Annotated in this window: 18 protein-coding genes; 6 read left to right on the forward strand and 12 right to left on the reverse strand. The window is 44.7% G+C overall.

What is annotated here, in order from left to right:
* The first annotated feature begins 220 nt into the window (after positions 1-220).
* The 4 genes from L5L91_RS07545 to L5L91_RS07560 all read left to right on the forward strand — a co-directional run bounded on the left by L5L91_RS07545 (position 221) and on the right by L5L91_RS07560 (position 4,272).
* Positions 221-1,543: a dicarboxylate/amino acid:cation symporter gene (locus tag L5L91_RS07545; RefSeq protein WP_028759716.1), complete on the forward strand. Its 1,323-nt coding sequence runs from the start codon at positions 221-223 to the stop codon at positions 1,541-1,543.
* 171 nt (positions 1,544-1,714) lie between these two features.
* On the forward strand, positions 1,715-2,074 hold the full coding sequence (locus L5L91_RS07550) for a hypothetical protein (RefSeq protein WP_028759715.1): 360 nt from the start codon (positions 1,715-1,717) through the stop codon (positions 2,072-2,074).
* A gap of 183 nt (positions 2,075-2,257) precedes the next feature.
* Positions 2,258-2,932, forward strand: coding sequence for a response regulator (locus L5L91_RS07555; protein ID WP_028759714.1), 675 nt, complete (start codon positions 2,258-2,260; stop codon positions 2,930-2,932).
* Positions 2,923-4,272: a sensor histidine kinase gene (locus L5L91_RS07560; RefSeq protein ID WP_028759713.1), complete on the forward strand. Its 1,350-nt coding sequence runs from the start codon at positions 2,923-2,925 to the stop codon at positions 4,270-4,272. The genes L5L91_RS07555 and L5L91_RS07560 overlap by 10 nt, the downstream gene beginning before the upstream one ends.
* A 15-nt stretch (positions 4,273-4,287) precedes the next feature.
* Here the strand turns inward: L5L91_RS07560 and L5L91_RS07565 are convergent, their stop codons facing one another.
* On the reverse strand, positions 4,288-4,983 hold the full coding sequence (locus L5L91_RS07565; RefSeq protein ID WP_168825391.1) for a 2OG-Fe(II) oxygenase: 696 nt from the start codon (positions 4,981-4,983) through the stop codon (positions 4,288-4,290).
* A 118-nt stretch (positions 4,984-5,101) separates the two neighbouring features.
* On the opposite strand from L5L91_RS07565, the gene L5L91_RS07570 reads away from it, so the two are divergent.
* Complete coding sequence (locus L5L91_RS07570; protein ID WP_028759711.1) at positions 5,102-6,364, forward strand: HD-GYP domain-containing protein; 1,263 nt, start codon at positions 5,102-5,104, stop codon at positions 6,362-6,364.
* A 190-nt stretch (positions 6,365-6,554) separates the two neighbouring features.
* Here the strand turns inward: L5L91_RS07570 and corA are convergent, their stop codons facing one another.
* The 4 genes from corA to cobB form a co-directional block, all read right to left on the reverse strand.
* Positions 6,555-7,502 (reverse strand): magnesium/cobalt transporter CorA, encoded by a 948-nt coding sequence (gene corA / locus L5L91_RS07575; RefSeq protein WP_105252689.1) that lies wholly within the window; start codon positions 7,500-7,502, stop codon positions 6,555-6,557.
* Between the two features lie 127 nt (positions 7,503-7,629).
* Positions 7,630-8,001 carry a hypothetical protein gene (locus L5L91_RS07580; RefSeq protein WP_263236030.1) on the reverse strand — a complete coding sequence of 124 codons (372 nt, stop codon included), beginning with the start codon at positions 7,999-8,001 and terminating at the stop codon, positions 7,630-7,632.
* A 312-nt stretch (positions 8,002-8,313) separates the two neighbouring features.
* Positions 8,314-8,763, reverse strand: coding sequence for an ATP-binding protein (locus L5L91_RS07585; RefSeq protein WP_263199631.1), 450 nt, complete (start codon positions 8,761-8,763; stop codon positions 8,314-8,316).
* Positions 8,760-9,491, reverse strand: a complete 732-nt coding sequence (gene cobB, locus L5L91_RS07590) for a Sir2 family NAD+-dependent deacetylase (protein ID WP_028759707.1) — start codon at positions 9,489-9,491, stop codon at positions 8,760-8,762. Before cobB ends, L5L91_RS07585 begins: the two co-directional genes overlap by 4 nt.
* A 257-nt stretch (positions 9,492-9,748) precedes the next feature.
* Here cobB and fur point away from each other — a divergent pair, with 257 nt between their 5' ends.
* Positions 9,749-10,180, forward strand: a complete 432-nt coding sequence (fur, locus tag L5L91_RS07595; protein ID WP_028759706.1) for a ferric iron uptake transcriptional regulator — start codon at positions 9,749-9,751, stop codon at positions 10,178-10,180.
* 83 nt (positions 10,181-10,263) lie between these two features.
* Here fur and L5L91_RS07600 read toward each other — a convergent pair whose 3' ends face one another.
* The 7 genes from L5L91_RS07600 to L5L91_RS07630 form a co-directional block, all read right to left on the reverse strand.
* Complete coding sequence (locus L5L91_RS07600; RefSeq protein ID WP_263148927.1) at positions 10,264-10,761, reverse strand: GNAT family N-acetyltransferase; 498 nt, start codon at positions 10,759-10,761, stop codon at positions 10,264-10,266.
* Between the two features lie 95 nt (positions 10,762-10,856).
* Positions 10,857-11,264 (reverse strand): nucleoside diphosphate kinase regulator, encoded by a 408-nt coding sequence (rnk, locus tag L5L91_RS07605; protein ID WP_028759704.1) that lies wholly within the window; start codon positions 11,262-11,264, stop codon positions 10,857-10,859.
* Positions 11,265-11,664: 400 nt separating this feature from the next.
* Entirely contained in the window at positions 11,665-12,537 is an 873-nt protein-coding gene (gene sucD / locus L5L91_RS07610; protein ID WP_028759703.1) for a succinate--CoA ligase subunit alpha, read from the reverse strand.
* Entirely contained in the window at positions 12,537-13,703 is a 1,167-nt protein-coding gene (gene sucC / locus L5L91_RS07615; RefSeq protein WP_006081976.1) for an ADP-forming succinate--CoA ligase subunit beta, read from the reverse strand. The genes sucD and sucC overlap by 1 nt, the downstream gene beginning before the upstream one ends.
* 105 nt (positions 13,704-13,808) lie before the next feature.
* Positions 13,809-14,999, reverse strand: a complete 1,191-nt coding sequence (gene odhB / locus L5L91_RS07620) for a 2-oxoglutarate dehydrogenase complex dihydrolipoyllysine-residue succinyltransferase (protein ID WP_006081977.1) — start codon at positions 14,997-14,999, stop codon at positions 13,809-13,811.
* A 31-nt stretch (positions 15,000-15,030) separates the two neighbouring features.
* Positions 15,031-17,862 carry a 2-oxoglutarate dehydrogenase E1 component gene (sucA, locus tag L5L91_RS07625; RefSeq protein ID WP_028759702.1) on the reverse strand — a complete coding sequence of 944 codons (2,832 nt, stop codon included), beginning with the start codon at positions 17,860-17,862 and terminating at the stop codon, positions 15,031-15,033.
* A 214-nt stretch (positions 17,863-18,076) separates the two neighbouring features.
* Positions 18,077-18,784: a succinate dehydrogenase iron-sulfur subunit gene (locus L5L91_RS07630; RefSeq protein ID WP_028759701.1), complete on the reverse strand. Its 708-nt coding sequence runs from the start codon at positions 18,782-18,784 to the stop codon at positions 18,077-18,079.
* Positions 18,785-18,792 lie beyond the last annotated feature (8 nt).

The raw sequence follows: 18,792 nt of genomic DNA on the forward strand, positions 1-18,792 counted from the left end.
TCAGGCTCCCTGTTACTCTGATGATAATACCTAAGCGAGACGCTTATTACTTATAGGCTAACATTACACAATTTTCACGCAACTTTCCCATAACTATCTTATTTTATTTCGCAAATCTGATAAATACTTTAACATTAATTGTCATTTCATCTTCACGATTTTCTTGCTAGTCTTGTGAGCGCCAAAAAATAGAATGTATAAAAAACACACAGGACTCTCTATGGCAATTTCTATAAAAAATAAACTCGGCCTTACAAGTAAAATTCTGATCGGTATGGGAACAGGTATTGCTTTAGGCCTCTTTCTCCGCAATGCCTTTCCAGAAAGCGATATAGTAAAAGATTATATTACCGAAGGTTTCTTGCATGTTATCGGTACTATCTTCATCTCCAGCTTAAAAATGTTAGTCGTTCCTTTAGTCTTTATTTCATTAGTTTGCGGAACTTGCTCACTGAGTGAACCTTCAAAATTAGGCCGCTTAGGGGGGAAAACCCTCGCCTTCTATTTATTCACGACCGCCATTGCTTTAGTGATTGCGATTGTCAGCGCAGCCCTAATACATCCAGGAAACGCCTCACTGGCGTCAGAAAAAATGGAGTACGTCGCAAAAGAAGCCCCAAGTCTTGCTGATGTGCTGATAAACATAGTGCCTACTAATCCGATGCAGGCATTGAGCGAAGGTAATATGCTGCAAATTATTATTTTTGCGGTCATTTTTGGCTTTGCTATTGCCCATATTGGTGAGCGCGGCAAACGTATTGCGGCGTTGTTTGAAGATTTAAATGAAGTCATCATGCGTGTCGTGACACTGATCATGCAACTCGCGCCCTATGGTGTGTTTGCGCTGATGGCAAAACTTGCATTAACACTCGGTTTAGAGACCTTTGGTAGTGTGGTTCAATATTTCTTCGTGGTCTTAGGTGTATTACTGGTCCATGCGTTTATCGTTTATCCAATCCTTTTAAAACTTTTCTCAGGCCTCAACCCCTTAATATTCATTCGTAAAATGCGCGATGTGCAGTTGTTTGCTTTTTCAACCGCCAGTTCAAATGCCACTTTACCCATTACCATAGAAGCGTCTGAGCATAGATTAGGTGTCGATAATAAAATTGCCGCTTTTACGCTACCGTTAGGCGCTACCATTAATATGGATGGCACAGCAATCATGCAAGGCGTTGCCACTGTGTTTATTGCGCAGGTTTTTGGCATTGAGCTCTCACTAACCGATTATGCCGTTGTTGTTGTGACAGCCACGTTAGCATCAATTGGTACCGCGGGTGTTCCAGGTGTCGGACTTATCATGCTGGCCATGGTGTTAAATCAAGTTGGCTTACCAGTGGAAGGGATTGCCCTGATTATCGGTGTCGATCGCTTACTCGACATGGTACGTACTGCTGTAAACGTCACTGGTGATTGCGTAGCAACTGTAATTATTGCTAAATCAGAGGGCGAATTTAACGAGCAAGTGTTTAACAACACTCAAGCGGGTAAAGTTGCTAGAAGTTTTGATGAGCAAGTTCATCATTTAGATAAATCGAACTAAACCTCACAAAGACCAAAATGACGCCCAGCTTCAGTGTTGGGCGTTTTTGTTTGAACGCAATACAGTTAACATGTCTATTGTTAGCAAAATATGAACGCACCAATAGTACGGAAGTTTGTTTTTAGATACATTATGTTTACTATTTTAATACGCTTAATGGGAGGGGTATAAATGTGGTGGAGAAGTCTTTGGATCCTGATTGCATGCTGGTTATTGAGTGCCCACTTCGTACGTTACGAACAAATTAACTTTGCTATTCCTTTTGCACTTGCGCCTTTGGTCTTATTTTTTAACTCAGTTTACTTACTTCGTTTATTACAAATTTTATTATTTATAAGTGTCTTTGCCGTATGGGGCGTCACAACCATTGAAGCGGTACATCTGCGATTAGCGCAAGAAATGCCTTGGTTGAGATTGTCTTTTATCATGATGGCGGTGATGTTATTTACCTTAGGCGCGATTATGTGTGGCAACGGCATTTTGCGGATCAGAAAACAAAAATCGCCTTGGGGAAATTCCCCGATACGCTAACACTTTAACGGCAAAACCTTCTTATTCAACAATTAATTAGTACTTATTTTGACCACAAGTTCAACTCGGTCAGCAAAGGTTAAGTTCAACTAAGATATGCTGATCCTCTATTTGGTTATCAGTGTGATTTTGCGTAGACTAGTTTGCTAAAGCTTTAGCTCATACACTTTAAGGCATTATATTATGAGAATTTTGGTTGTTGAAGACGATCCTATTTTATCCCACCACTTAAAAGTGCAATTAAGCGATCTCGGCAATCAAGTTCAAGTGGCACTGACTGCCAAAGAAGGTTTTTATCAAGCCACTAATTATCCCATCGATGTCGCCATTGTCGATTTAGGGCTACCCGATCAAGATGGTATTAGCTTAATTCAACAGCTCCGTGAAGCGGGTCTTAAAGCACCGATATTAATTCTCACGGCACGAGTTAATTGGCAGGATAAAGTTGAAGGCCTTAACGCCGGAGCCGATGACTATTTAGTGAAACCCTTTCAAAAAGAAGAGCTTGTCGCAAGGCTTGATGCCTTAGTGCGCCGTAGCGCAGGTTTTGTTAAACCCGTGATTTGCAGTGGAGAATTGAAACTCGATCTCGCCGCCAAACAAGTCACTCTGGGTGACGAAGTCATGGAGGTCACTGCCTTTGAATATTTAATCCTTGAATATTTGATGCGCCATTGTCATGAGGTTGTCGCCAAGCAACGTTTACTCGATGTGATTTATGGTGATAAGGAAGGCGATCCCAATACGATTGAAGTCATGGTCAGCCGCCTGCGTAAAAAACTGACCCGAGATGGTATAGATAACCCCATAGTGACCATCCGCGGCCAAGGATATAAATTTAACCTGCCATGCAATTAAGATTAAAATTCAAGAAACGTCTGCTGACACGGATGTTTCTCACCTCGCTATCAATTATTACCTTAGTGGGTTTTGGTCTCGCATGGATGGTTAATATTCTGCATGCGCAAAATAGTTATAACGAAGAAACTGCCCAACTCATTGCCGAAATTCCCCAAGTCGCCGCCGAATTACGGGAGCACGATCTTATCCCCGATACCAGTGCTTGGTTAGAAGAAAATAATAAACAAGAGCGCTATGTGATAGCGAGTTGCGATGACAAATTTAAGCAGGTTTGGACCTCATCCCTCGCAGTAGATCGTGGCTTATTTGATACCTGTGAGCGTTTTAACGAAATCCGTAACGACTCCCCGCCCTACTACCTCACCATGGCTGACGACAGAGGATATTTCGTCTATTTGCTCGCGGTAGAAATTGCCAGTGTGCATTACAACCTCCTTGTAATGAAAGATGCCGCCAAACTGGAGCAAGAATACAGTAAGTTCAGTAAACGTACTTATATTCGTTTAGCCATGGTATTGGCCTTAGCCTTAATTCTATTGGTCAGCGCCGCCTATTGGGGCATGCGTCCCTTGGTACGGATGCAAAATGAACTGCAATCAATTAACCAAGGTAAGAGTAAATCACTTTCTGAGGGCTATCCTGTTGAACTTGAAGGCGTAACGCAAGCACTCAACCAGATGTTGCAACAATCGAGTGCCCAACAACAGCGCTATCAAAATGCGATGAATGACTTGGCACACAGTCTTAAAACCCGCTTAGCCGCCGTGCATGCCATTACAGATGACGCCAGTTTGAGTAAACAATCGGCGAGCGAAAAGATCATGGAACAAGTCAGCCAAATGGATCAGCTGGTCAAATACCAATTAAAACGGGCCATGTTAGGCCGACAAGGCCTGAAGCAAGAACAAACTGTTATTGCGCCCTTAGTCGATCAATTAGCACAAATGTTGTTTAAAATTTATCGAGAAAAACAAGTGCAGTTTTCAGCCAACATCTCCCCCTCATTGATGTTCCCCGGCAACAAGGGCGACTTAATGGAGCTTTGTGGCAACCTTATGGAAAATGCTTTCCGCCTGTGTATCAGCCAAGTGCATGTATCGGCTAAAATTAACTCACAAGGTGAGTTTGAACTCATTGTTGAAGATGATGGCCCAGGTGTTGAAGAAAGCTTAAGACAGAAGATTATCCAACGTGGTGTGCGTGCCGATACCCAGTCCCCAGGGCAAGGGATCGGATTAGCTGTCTGTGATGAAATCGTTCACAGCTACGGTGGCAGCTTAAAAATTGAAGAAAGTCGCTTAGAAGGGGCGCTCTTTAGGATCCGTATCCCAGTGTAAGAAACTGGGATACTATCAGGCAATCACCGCATATAGCTGTTCGGCTCGATTAAACATGATCCAAGAAGTGGCAATATATTTGTCACCACTCACAGGTTTATTTCCCCGATGTGAATGAGTAAATCCCGCAGGCGCTATCACCATAGTGCCTTTTTTAGGGGAGATTTTACGCTGTTGATAATAAAATTCGGTTTCGCCGCCCTCTTCCACATCATTTAAATAAAACATATAGAGCACGACGCGATGCAGAGCTTCATTGTGGCCATTCTGCGGGAATTGCTCCGAATGCCAATGGGGATAACCGCCTTTATTTTGCTGATACTTTTGAATATTAATACTGCCACTGCGATACAAATACTTCACTAAGCCATCGGCCCTAGGCGCACCCAGCGTCGCAAAATTAGTCGGAGTTAGCGTTACAGGTTGGCCCTGCTCATCACTCACTGACACTGACACCGCCCCCATTAATGCCATTGAATACTTTGTGAAATAATCTACCGCGCCCTTTAAGGTATAACCTAAGAGTTCGTTTCTGATGGGCTGCAGGTCGACGAAACTATCTAAGGTCAAATCGCGGCTGATCTTCTTCTCCAAATCGACGCCATTGCCCGTATGTCCATCAACAACGCCAGCATGTTGCTCAAATGCCAGAATGAGACGGTCACACAAGTCATTCGGCAACGCATTAGGGTATACTTCAATAAAGTCCATACTTCCTCAATGGAGTGGCTACTTTCTAGGCTTACTATGCTGACATGTTAGTTAAGTAATTGTAAAGCAGCATCATTGAGATAAAATAACCCACATTACGCTTCACGATAACAAGAATATGAAAAAAAGCTGTAAAGTCTCAGTCCATCAACTTCAAGTCGGCAACTTTGTGCGTTTGCCCGTGGCTTGGAAAGATCATCCCTTTTTATTCAGTAGCTTTCATATTAAACAAGCTGCGCAAATCGAGTTGATTAAAAATCTGGGCATCGAACATGTCATCGTCGATTTAGAACGCAGCGACGTCGCCCCGATACATGCTGATGCGGTCAACCCTATCAAATTGCCGCCAAGTGCTGAAATCAATGTGCTTAAAAACGACATGGATCAATACAAGGCTGAGCAAATCGAAGTACAAAAAAAATTACGCCGTGACATTAATAAAACTGAGCAAAATTTTACCCGCTCAGTAGCCATGATGCGCAGCCTCATCTCTAAGCTACGTAATCGCCCCTTAAATGCGGTCGATGACGCCAAAGATTTGGTCCACACCATAGTCGAACAGCTGCTCAACTCAGATAACTTAGTGCTGCATTTGATGAGTGATGCTAAGCAGGATGAAAGCATTTACTACCACTCCTTGAATGTTGCGATCCTCTCTATGCTGATCGCCAAAGAAATGGAATGGGATAGAAGTGAAATCGAAACGGTCGGCCTCAGTGCCCTGTTCCACGACGTGGGTAAATTAAAAATCCCACCACAAATTCTAAAAAAATCGACACCTTGGTCAGCACCAGAGCTTAATTTTATCAAGCAGCATCCATTGCTTGGGATTGAACTGCTCAAATTAGCCGATAATTTTCCCCAAGCAGCCTTACCTGCAATCACTAATCACCACGAGTTTCTCGATGGCAGTGGTTATCCCAAAGGCCTAAAGGAAGAGGCTCTCGATAAGGTATCGCAACTGATTGCGGTAGTGAACGAATATGACTCCTTGTGTTACCCAAGCCAACAGGGCAAAGCCAGAATGCCCTACGCCGCACTGGGGCATTTGTATAAGCAATACAAAACTAAGCTAAATCAAGAGTATATTGGCAAGATGATCAAGATGCTGGGCATTTATCCCCCCGGCAGTGTGGTGGAATTATCCAGCGGTCAATATGCCATGGTGATGTCGGTTAACTTAACTAAACTGCTATGCCCTAAGATATTGGTTTACGATGCGTTAGTTCCTAAAGACCAAGCGCCTATCGTTGATTTAGAGATTGAAGGGATCAGCATAGTGCGCTGCTTACCACCTGCGGCGCTTCCTGAAAAAGTCCACGAGTATCTAAATCCGCGCGAGCGAGTGAGTTACTACTTTGGCGGCGATAGTCGTAAGTAGTTGATTAAGAAACTGGCTTAACGATTATGTCTAACGAGCTTCACTCATTTAAGCAAAGTCATCGAGTCTCACTCATTGAATAAAAGTCATTGAATGAACGTAGTTAAATGGCAGTGATAAAAATAAGGGTCGAATATTACATTCGCCCCTTATTTTTAATTCGAGAAAACCAACACAGCTAGCGGCTGACTTATAACCAATGCTTACGTTTAAAGAAGAAGTAAGTACCTGCGGCACTGGCTAACATCATCACAATCGCCATAGGGTAACCGTATTGCCACTCAAGCTCAGGCATGCTGGCAAAGTTCATCCCATAACTACTGGCAATCAAGGTCGGTGGTAGAAACACCACAGCGGCAACCGAGAAGATTTTGATGATTTTGTTCTGCTGCAGACCACTGAAACCCATGGCCGCATCGAGCAAGAAGTTTAACTTATCGAAGATAAACTGACTGTGGGGCATCAGCGACTCGATATCCGACAACATTTCCCGCAAGTCCTTTAAATGTTCATCGGATAACTGGCCACGATAATAACGCTGCATATAACGCAGTGAACGCTGAGTATCGAGCAAACTTAATCGGATTTTACCATTAGAGTCTTCTTGCAGAGTGATGAGTTTAAATACATCGTCAAGTTCATCGTTATCAAATACTTGCTCACCGACATTTTCAAGTACAGTGTAAACATCTTCAATTAAGTCAGATAGATAATCCACTTTCAGGTTAAATAATTCGAGAAACAATTCCTGCGGTGTCGATACTTCTAACCGCCCCAAACGCAAATAGTTACGCAGTAAACGGATAAGACCTACGTCTTCTTCACGAATTGTCAGTAAAAAATTGCTACGAAGGTTGAAGGAAACGTTAACGCCGCGCACATCTTGGCCGACACGCTGTGGGAATAACGAATTAATATGCAAGCCGTCACTGTTTTGATAAAAACGTGCTGAGGCCTCAATTTCATTGATATCTTCTTCGTCAGGCACTTCTTCAACAGAAAAATGACTTAACCACTCTCGCTCCTCATCATCGGGTTTATACAGATCTAACCAAATGGTCGACGCGGGAATACTGTCCAGTATGCCGAGCTCTGTCACAGTAAGGTGACGATTATCATAGACATAAGCAGTAATCATTTGTCCTCCTGAAAAAAAACTTAAGTTAACGATTCCACTTAAGTGCAGGCTAAAAAATTGTCGCTAGTTTACCGCATAAGTTGGCAATGAAAAGGCGTGCAAGGTAATTTAGTAAAATAAATATGCCTTAGTCGGTTTCGATAATTGCCAACCGTTCTTGGGTCGAAAAGCGAATATGGATGCCATCAATAGTGACCATTTTCGAGTCTGAAATATCCCCTTTTCGCACACGATACTCGCCGTTATTGTCGGCATTCGGTGACACAATTCTCACAGTGACAATTCTATGCTGATCGCGCCAATACCAAACACTGTAACTCAGCAGGCTAAATCCAATCACCACAAATACACTCGTCAACAGGTATCGACGCCACAGCGGTTCACTAAAACGCTTTGAACTGAGATTAACAGCCTGAGGTTCAATCTGACGCTTGCGTTTCACCAGTAAAAACCAAGCGCCAGCAATGACTAAGACTGTTAGTAAAATTTTAATGAGCATGGCTCTTTCCTCTGATAAACGTCCGCTTGTGCTCAATGGTCTCGATCAAGTCAGCAGCAATCTTGCATTAGCCCTTCAATGCCACACAAGTTAGCGCATTATACGCAGACTTATGTGGATAAACTGTCTTTGGGATCAAGCTTAAAGTACACAGTCAAATAGATAAGGCGAATGTAAGAGCCATACGCATAGACAAAGCAGAATGTTGAAACAGAGTACAACAGACTTATGACAGGGCGAAAACACTGCGGGACCCATGCCTAAAATTGATAGCTACAGATCACAATACTCAACATAAGTAAGTACCTGACATTAAAAATCTTCAAATCCCTTCGCCATCCGCTGAATTTGTGCCAAAGGAACGCCGTGGCGATTGCGTTTCGCGCATTCCTGCTGATGAGCCAGACTGCTTGGTTCACCCACAAGCACAATTCTAACTTGATAACCTAAGGCTTTTGCCGCCGCTTCATAGGCCATGTATTCCCAGTGGCACAGATTGGTATTGTCACAAATAACCACGGGCTCGCTTGAAGAAAGTGCCAGAATAAACCCCGTCAAATTACATTGATGAAACTCAGGTAATTTCTTGGCATCGAAACGGTATTCATCTTCATGGTAGAAAAAACTATCGGTCGAAAATACGCCACGTTGCCGCACGCCAATGGCTTTTTCTAAAGGAAGGGAAAGAATGTAAGTTTCAACCCAATGTGACTTACCACTGCCCGGTAAGCCACGCATTATAATCGCAACTTTTTCGCTCATGTGTTCGACTCACTGCCAATCACTCGACCCGCTAAAATGGTATCAACCAACTGAGGCACTAACTCCCCCGCTTTTCCTGTGAGGTGATATTGAAACTGACTGTGTCTATCGGGTGCCATCATATTCACTTCGACTGTTTGAGCCCCATGATGGTTAGCTGTATCCACAAAGCCCGCGGCAGGATACACAGTGCCAGAGGTGCCAATGGCAATAAACAAGTCGCAGTTATCCAGCGCATCGTGAATTCGATCCATCCCTAAGGGCATTTCACCAAACCACACCACATGGGGGCGTAATCGCTGGGCCGGAATACAACAAGTACAGCAATTATCGGCACCAAAGGGCTCACGTAAAATAAAGGTCTGACGTGAGCGCGGACAACGGCCTTTGGATAATTCACCGTGCATATGCAATAAGCGGCGCGAGCCCGCACGCTCATGCAGATCATCAATATTTTGCGTGATGATAAGTAATTGACCTTTAAAGTCCGCTTCCAACTTTGCCAAGGCCACATGCGCTGCATTGGGTTCAACCGTGCCACTGTGCAGTTGCAACCAACGACTATTGTAAAATCGCTCTACCAATTCAGCATCACGTTCATACCCTTCTGGTGTAGCAACGTCTTCAATATGATGCTCTTCCCATAGACCATCTTGATCGCGAAAGGTGCGTAAACCCGACTCAGCTGAGATCCCTGCGCCGGTTAACACCACAATTTGCTGGTACATGCCGATTCCTTATTATTTTATTTATTTGAATTATTCTCACTGACTTTGGCAGCCGTGAATATTATTCCTTGGTATAACCATACAAAAACTATGCTTGAATTGCCGCAAAATATTGTGATTTAACGCCTATTGACACAATTTATCTGCATATCGCCCTAGAAAGCCAGAACAAAGGTTTAAGTTTTCAACCTGAGCACCTATAATGGCAAACACTATCCACGGATGAACCTATTGGTTCTGCAATCAAGAGATTAGCAATGACAGATGGAAATCAAGCGCTAAAAAAAGCGGGTTTGAAAATTACCCTGCCACGAGTCAAGATCCTAGAACTGATGCAAGGACCTGAAAACCAACATATCAGTGCAGAAGATTTGTACAAGAAGCTGCTCGATATCGGTGAAGAAATTGGTCTAGCCACCGTCTACCGTGTGTTAAACCAATTTGATGATGCAGGTATTGTCAGTCGCCATCATTTTGAGAGCGGTAAAGCCGTTTTCGAACTATCGACTCAGCATCATCATGATCACTTAGTTTGCCTATCGTGTGGCAAAGTGATTGAGTTTTCAGATGAAGTCATCGAACGTCGTCAAGATGAAATTGCCATGAAACACAACATTAAGCTGACTAATCACAGCTTATATTTGTACGGCACTTGCACCAACGATACCTGTGAGCATAACGACGCCTAAGTCGGCCATTGTGTTTATAAAGAATTAAGCAAAAAACCAGCCTAAGGCTGGTTTTTTATTGGATGATGTTTACGGGCAAACCGCTATAACACCTTGGCGTAGATATTCACTTTATGGCCCATAAACTCATTTTGCTCACGCCAATGCATGCCCACACGCTTAGCCACGCCTTCAGAACCGAGATTCCCTGCTAAGATAAGTGCAATCGTCTGATCAATACCAAAACGTTTAAATTCGGCTAATGCAGCAAATGCGGCCTCAGTACCAATTCCTGTTCCCCAATACTCAGGGAAATAACGATAACCCAGTTCGACTTCGCTGAATTCTGGAATAAATTTCGGACCACAAAAACCAATCACCCGCTTATCGGCTTTATGCTCTACCGCCCAACGACCAAAACCATGTTGCTGATAATCGACTTGGATCACCTTGTGAAACAACTCAACCGCCTGCTCGCGAGCTGTAAATGCCGCGGTGGGAATGTATTTCAGCATCGCGGGATTACTGTTCATCAAATAAAGCGCTTCACAATCTTGCTCAGTAAATGGTCGAATAATTAACCGTTCAGTTTGGGTTATCATCTTTGCTCCTTCAAAAATGGCACTTAAAAATCAACCAATGGTTCGCTTAAAGTGCACTGGCGTAACGTCAACGACACTACGCCAATACCTCAAGCTTAACGGTGGAAATCACCACTGCGTTCAGGCTGATACAGGATTTCTTCAATACGCACTTTTACCATAGAACCACCCGGACCTGGCCATTCAATTTCATCACCTTGAGAGAGCCCTAATAATGCGCTGCCCACTGGCGCCAAAATAGAAATCGTGCCCGCGCCGTTCACGTCTTTTGGATACACTAAACGTAAACAGAAAGTCTCATTACTGGATGAAACGCTAAACTTCACTTCTGAATTCATGGTCACCACATTCGCGGGCACCTGTGATGCAGGCACAATATCGGCTCTGTCTAATTCAGCCTCCAATGCCGCTTTGCCCGGAAACGCATTTGCCGGCAGTGACTCCAATAATCGCTCTAGTCTTTCTAAGTCAATTTCCGAAATAATGATTTTAGGTGTTTTCACAGTTTTTCCCTCGTAAAAAAATGTGATGTTTAAGCCGTTACTGTGGCTAACATCGACTCTGTTGCTTACCCTCCCCCAATGCGATAAGCCCCATAAAACAAATACGCTCGCAACGATAGACTGCAACCGTGTTAAATAAATTTGAGTTCAAGATTTTTTGCAGAACAGCACTGAAGCCATAAGCACTTAGCTCATGGTTAATGGCTCTACTCACATTATCCTCGCCAATGACACAGACGAGCGCGGAGTAGAGAAGCATTAATCTAACCCGTAGAAGAAAAAATATCTAGTCTTCATGGTGTTAGCTCAATCCCATTCCTGTTATTTACTGCGATTCGCTGCCGAAATTACAGCCAATAAAAAAGGCGCCTTAGGCGCCTTTTATATTCGAAAGGTTAGCTTACCAACCTGTACGAATACGCAGCGCTTTGCCGATATCAGCAAGCGAGCGGACAGTTGTCACGCCCGCTGCTTCTAATGCAGCAAATTTGTCTTCTGCAGTACCTTTACCGCCAGCGATAATCGCGCCAGCATGGCCCATACGCTTACCTGCAGGTGCAGTGACACCCGCAATATAAGACACAACAGGCTTAGTCACGTGTGCTTTAATGAAAGCCGCCGCATCTTCCTCAGCGTTACCACCGATTTCACCGATCATAACGATCGCTTCAGTCTGTGGATCGTTTTGGAACATTTCCAGTACATCAATGAAGCTAGTACCTGGAATTGGGTCACCACCAATACCTACGCAAGTAGATTGGCCGAAACCTTCATCCGTTGTTTGCTTAACCGCTTCATAAGTCAGAGTACCTGAACGAGAAACGATGCCCACTTTGCCTTTTAAGTGGATGTGACCTGGCATAATACCGATCTTACATTCACCTGGGGTGATAACACCTGGGCAGTTAGGGCCGATCATGCGAACGCCAGTTTCTTCAAGCTTCACTTTAACTTGCAGCATGTCCAGTGTAGGAATGCCTTCAGTGATACAAACGATAAGCTCGATGCCACCGTCGATAGCTTCAAGAATGGCATCCTTACAGAACGGAGCCGGAACATAGATCACAGAAGCAGTCGCACCAGTCGCAGCCACAGCGTCTTTCACAGTGTTGAACACTGGCAGACCTAAGTGAGTTTGACCACCTTTACCAGGAGACACACCGCCCACCATTTGCGTACCGTAATCGATAGCTTGTTGTGAGTGGAATGTACCTTGACCGCCAGTGAAACCTTGGCAAATTACCTTGGTATCTTTATTGATTAAGACAGACATTATTTGCCCTCCGCAGCTTTAACTACTTGCTCAGCCGCGTCAGTTAGACTGGTAGCTGCAATGATATCTAGACCTGATTTAGCTAATACTTCACGGCCAAGTTCAGCGTTAGTACCTTCTAAACGAACCACAACAGGTACTTTAACGCCCACTTCTTTAACAGCGCCGATAATACCTTCTGCGATCATGTCACAACGTACGATACCGCCGAAAATGTTAACCAGAACCGCTTTCACATTACTGTCAGACAGAATGATTTTGAATGCTTCAGCTACACGTTCTTTCGTCGCGCCGCCGCCTACGTCTAAGAAGTTCGCTGGCTTGCCACCGTGCAAGTTAACGATATCCATAGTACCCATCGCAAGACCAGCACCGTTCACCATACAGCCAACGTTACCGTCTAATGCAACGTAGTTCAGCTCGAACTTAGCAGCGTGAGCTTCGCGGGCATCATCCTGTGATGGATCGTGCATGCCTTTGATTTTTGGTTGACGGTAAAGTGCGTTACCGTCGATACCGATTTTACCGTCTAGACAGTGTAGGTTGCCTTCAGTGGTAATAACCAGTGGGTTGATTTCAAGCAATGCGAAATCATGATCAACGAACATAGTCGCCAGACCCATGAAAATCTTAGTGAACTGCTTCATTTGAGTTGGGTTTAAACCTAACTTGAAGCCAAGATCACGTGCTTGATAACCTTGTGGGCCAGTCAAAGGATCTATGATTGCAGTGTGGATGAGTTCTGGCGTTTCTTCTGCCACTTTCTCAATTTCAACACCACCTTCAGTCGACGCCATGAACACAACACGACGAGTCGCGCGGTCAACAACGGCACCTAAGTACAGTTCGTTAGCGATGTCGGTACAGCTTTCTACTAAAATTTTAGCAACTGGCTGGCCTTTCTCATCAGTTTGATAAGTCACCAGATTTTTGCCTAACCAGTGTTCGGCAAAGGCTCTGATTTCTTCTTTATCGCCAGTGACTTTAACGCCACCTGCTTTACCGCGGCCGCCTGCGTGTACTTGACACTTAACAACCCATAAATTTCCGCCAATATGGCCTGCCGCTTCTACAGCTTCTTGGGCTGTATCACATGCAAAACCTTCTGACACTGGTAAACCATATTCGGCAAATAAGGATTTTGCCTGATACTCATGCAAATTCATGATGATCTATCCGTATACTTCTAATCAAATCCAACTGGCCCGTTTGGGCCAGTCACGAGGGTATGTCTGGCTATTTCTTTAAGCGCAATCTCTTATCGAGTTGTGTTACAGATCAAGCAGCAGACGAGTTGGGTCTTCTAGGAAGTCTTTAATCGCAACCAAGAAACCAACAGACTCACGGCCATCAACAATACGATGGTCATATGAGAGTGCTAGGTACATCATGGGCAGGATTTCAACCTGACCATTGACTGCCATTGGGCGATCTTTAATGGCATGCATGCCTAAAATCGCACTTTGTGGCAGGTTAAGGATCGGTGTAGACATCAGTGAACCGAAAACACCACCGTTAGTCACAGTGAAGTTACCGCCAGTCATGTCAGCCACAGTCAGCTTACCGTCACGGCCTTTAAGGGCTAAGTCACGAACTGCTTTTTCGATTTCAGCTAAGTTCATGGTATCAGTGTCACGTAACACTGGTGTTACCAGACCACGTGGTGTTGATACTGCGATGCTGATGTCGAAGTAGTTGTGATAGACGATATCATCGCCATCAATAGACGCGTTGACTTCTGGGAAACGTTTCAGCGCTTCAGTCACGGCTTTGATGTAGAAAGACATAAAGCCTAAACGGATACCGTGGCGCTTTTCAAAGATATCTTGGTATTGCTTACGGATATCCATGATTGGCTTCATGTTCACTTCGTTAAACGTCGTGAGCATAGCGGTAGAGTTTTTCGCTTCTAACAAGCGGTTTGCGATTGTCTTACGCAGACGTGTCATTGGCACGCGCTTCTCGCTACGGCCAGCCGCTAACGGAGCTACAGCAGGTGCTGCTGGCGCCGCAGCTTTAGGGGCAGACTTAACAAAGGCTTCAACGTCTTCTTTAGTAATACGACCACCCACACCAGTGCCTTTTACTTTGCTGGCATCAACATTGTGCTCTGCCAGTAAACGGCGAACAGATGGGCTTAACGCATCACTGCTTTCATCGCTGGTTTCAGCTGCAGGCGTTGCCGCTTCAGCTTGTGCTTTAGTGACTTCTTTGCCCGATACAGCACCGGCGATGAATTTAGCGATCACTTGTTCACCCAGAACAGTGGCGCCTTCTTCAAATAAGAACTCGCCAATGTGGCCATCTTCTGGCGCAACCACTTCAAGAACCACTTTATCGGTTTCAATATCAACCAGGTTTTGATCACGAGAAACTTGCTCGCCCACTTTCACATGCCAAGTGGCAATCGTGGCATCGGCAACAGATTCTGGTAGTACGGGTACCTTGATTTCGATACTCATGAAAAACTATCCTTTTATAAAATGTCTATTACTACAGTGTGATTGTAAGTTTCAGGGCACTGTTCACTAAAGATTCTTGCTGATGCGTGTGCAACTCAGGGTAACCACACGCTGGTGCAGCTGACGCTTCACGACCAGCATAAGTTAACTGTGCACCTGCAGGAACCGCGGCCCAGAAATGGTGTTGACTAGAGTACCAAGCACCTTGGTTCTGTGGCTCTTCCTGACACCAAACAAAATCTTTCACATGTTGGTAATCAGCCAAAGCAACGATCATTTCATCATGTGGGAACGGATATAACTGTTCGACACGGATTAACGCTACGTTAGTGATATTTTCTTTACGACGTTTTTCCAGCAGTTCGAAGTAAACCTTACCACTGCAGAAGACAACTCGGTCCACCTTGCTTGCTTCCAACGTATCGATTTCACCGATCACATTTTGGAAACTGCCATTGGCTAATTCTTCCAAGCTTGAAACCGCTAATGGATGACGTAGTAATGACTTAGGCGACATAACGATAAGTGGACGACGCATAGGACGCACCACTTGGCGGCGCAACATATGGTAGACCTGTGCAGGTGTTGAAGGCACACACACTTGCATATTGTGGTTAGCACACATCTGCAAGAAACGCTCTAAACGGGCGCTTGAATGCTCAGGGCCTTGACCTTCATAGCCATGGGGTAACAGCATAGTCAGACCACATAAACGGCCCCACTTCTGCTCACCCGATGACAAGAACTGATCGATTACCACTTGGGCACAGTTAGCAAAGTCACCAAACTGGGCTTCCCAAATAGTCAATCCGCCGGGTTCTGCTGTGGCATAACCATACTCAAACGCCAGTACTGAGGCTTCAGATAATACTGAGTCAGTAATATCAATTGGGCCTTGTTCATCAGCAATATTGCGCAGTGGCATGTAAGTCGTGCCATCGTTTTGATTGTGCAATACAGCATGACGATGGAAGAAAGTACCGCGGCCAGAATCCTGACCTGTAATACGTACACGCTTGTTGTCTTCCAGAATTGAGGCATAAGCCAGCGTTTCTGCAAAACCCCAATCGAGTGGCTTCTCGCCTTTTGCCATCGCTAAACGGTCGCTATAAATCTTAGCAACACGTGATTGCAACGGATGACTTTCAGGTACATAGCTCAGTTTGTCAGCCAGACTTTGTAAACGCTCAGCCGACATAGAGGCTTGATACGCTTCGTCCCACTCACGACCGATATACGGTGTCCAATCAACAGAATGCAGCGTCATTGGGCGCCATTCTTTAACCACACAATCACCTTGATCTAATGCATCACGGTAATTATTGATAAGACCAGTCACATCATCAGCAGCCATCACGTTTTCAGCGATTAGCTTGTCTGCATAAATCTTACGTGGCGTTGGGTGTTTCTTGATCTTGGCATACATCAACGGCTGAGTCGCACTTGGCTCATCGGCTTCGTTATGACCATGACGGCGATAACACACTAATTCAACCACCACATCACGTTTGAACTCGTTACGATAATCAACGGCTAACTGCGACACAAAAGCAACGGCTTCGGGATCATCAGAGTTAACGTGGAAAATCGGTGCCTGAACCATCTTAGCGATGTCAGTACAGTATTCCGTCGAACGAGTGTCCGCATGGTTAGACGTCGTGAAACCCACTTGGTTGTTCACTACGATGCGAATACTGCCGCCGACTTTAAAGCCACGGGTTTGAGACATGTTGAATGTCTCTTGTACTATCCCTTGACCTGCAATTGCAGAGTCACCGTGGATAGTAATAGGCATGACTTGTAGGCCATCCTTACAACCGCGACGATCTTGACGGGCACGTACAGAGCCAATCACCACAGGGTTAACGATTTCAAGGTGCGATGGGTTAAAGGCCAGTGCTAAATGCACATTGCCGCCCGGCGTTTCAAAATCAGAGGAGAAACCTTGGTGGTACTTAACGTCACCAGAACCGTGGGTATCAGCATGCTTACCCGCGAACTCGTCAAACAGTTCAGCTGGACGCTTACCTAATACGTTCACTAATACGTTCAGACGACCACGGTGAGCCATACCGACGACGATTTCTTTAGTACCGGCTTCACCTGCACGATAAATAATTTCGCGCATCATAGGCACTAACGCATCACCGCCTTCTAACGAGAAACGTTTCGCACCAGGGAATTTAGCACCTAAGTATTTTTCAATACCTTCTGCGGCGTTAAGGCCTTCAAGAATGCGTGTCTTAACACTTTTATCGTAGTTAGCTTTACCTAAGGAAGGTTCGAGACGTTGTTGGATCCAGCGTTTCTCATCGGTATCGGTAATGTGCATATATTCAGCACCGATAGAACCACAGTAGGTGGCTTTCAGCGCTTTTACCAAATCCGCGAGCTTCATGGTTTCGCCACCATGAGCAAAAGAACCTGTATTAAACTCACGTTCCATGTCTTCTTTAGTCAAGCCGTGGAAGGCAGGATCTAAATCAGCTACGGGTTCACGTTTCCACAATTCGAGGGGATCAAGATTAGCACCTTGGTGACCACGGAAACGATGGGCGTTAATTAATTGCAGGACTTTAACTTGTTTAGCATCCATTTCAGGATCCGTCACACGAGCAGAGCTCTTATGGCGTCCTTCTAACGCTAAACTGCGAAAATAATCACGTACTTTTGAGTGAGCAGCTTCAGGCGCATCAACAGAGGCACCGTTCACAGGAGGGAGATTATCAAATACCGCACGCCAATCATCAGCGACTGACTGTGGGTCTTCTTGATAGGCTTCATACATCTCTTCTACGTAGGTCGAATTTGCACCACTTAAGTGAGATGATTCGAGCCAGGCTTTCATGATGCCTTGGTGCATTTCTATTCCTTTCAAACTTTATACACGTGCTTAGCCATAGTATTAAATATGCAGTCTGTAGAGATTACCTTCGACGCATAATTTCTGCCGCCCCTAGATGTCCAGATATACGGCGCGTTGTCTTCCATTACATACGCAAAAGAGTCACCTTCTGCTACCAGAAAGTGACTCTTCAAGAGCTATATTATTATTGGTTTCAGCTCGGGTTCTCGCATTACACTGCTCGCTTCAACAGCATGGACTTAATATGACCAATTGCTTTAGTCGGATTAAGACCTTTTGGACAAACGTCAACGCAGTTCATGATGCCATGGCAACGGAACACGCTATAGGCGTCGTCCAGCTCAGATAAACGTTCTTCTGTAGCTGTATCGCGACTGTCGATCAAGAAACGATATGCGTGAAGCAGACCGCTTGGACCGATAAACTTATCAGGATTCCACCAGAATGATGGGCAAGCCGTAGAACAACAGGCACACATGATACATTCGTACAAACCATCTAAATGAGCACGCTCTTCAGGGGATTGTAAGTGTTCACGAGCAGGTTGTTTCTCATCATTGATGAGGTAAGGCTTGATCTTCTCATACTGCTTATAGAACTGAGTTAAATCAACAACTAAGTCACGAACAACTGGCATACCTGGTAATGGACGTATTTCTAATTTCTTACCTTTAAAGGTTGAAATTGGGGTAATACACGCCAGACCATTCTTACCATTCATGTTCACGCCGTCTGAACCACACACGCCTTCACGGCATGAGCGACGGAATGACAAAGTCGGATCTTGCTCTTTCAACTTGATCAGTGCATCGAGCACCATCATGTCAGAGCCTTCAGCCACTTCTAAGCTGTAATCCTGCATATACGGTTTAGTATCTACGTCAGGATTGTAGCGATAAACTGCAAATGTCAATTTCATCTTTGCAA

The organism is Shewanella sp. SM55 (assembly GCF_025654025.1).
GTDB lineage: Bacteria > Pseudomonadota > Gammaproteobacteria > Enterobacterales > Shewanellaceae > Shewanella > Shewanella oncorhynchi.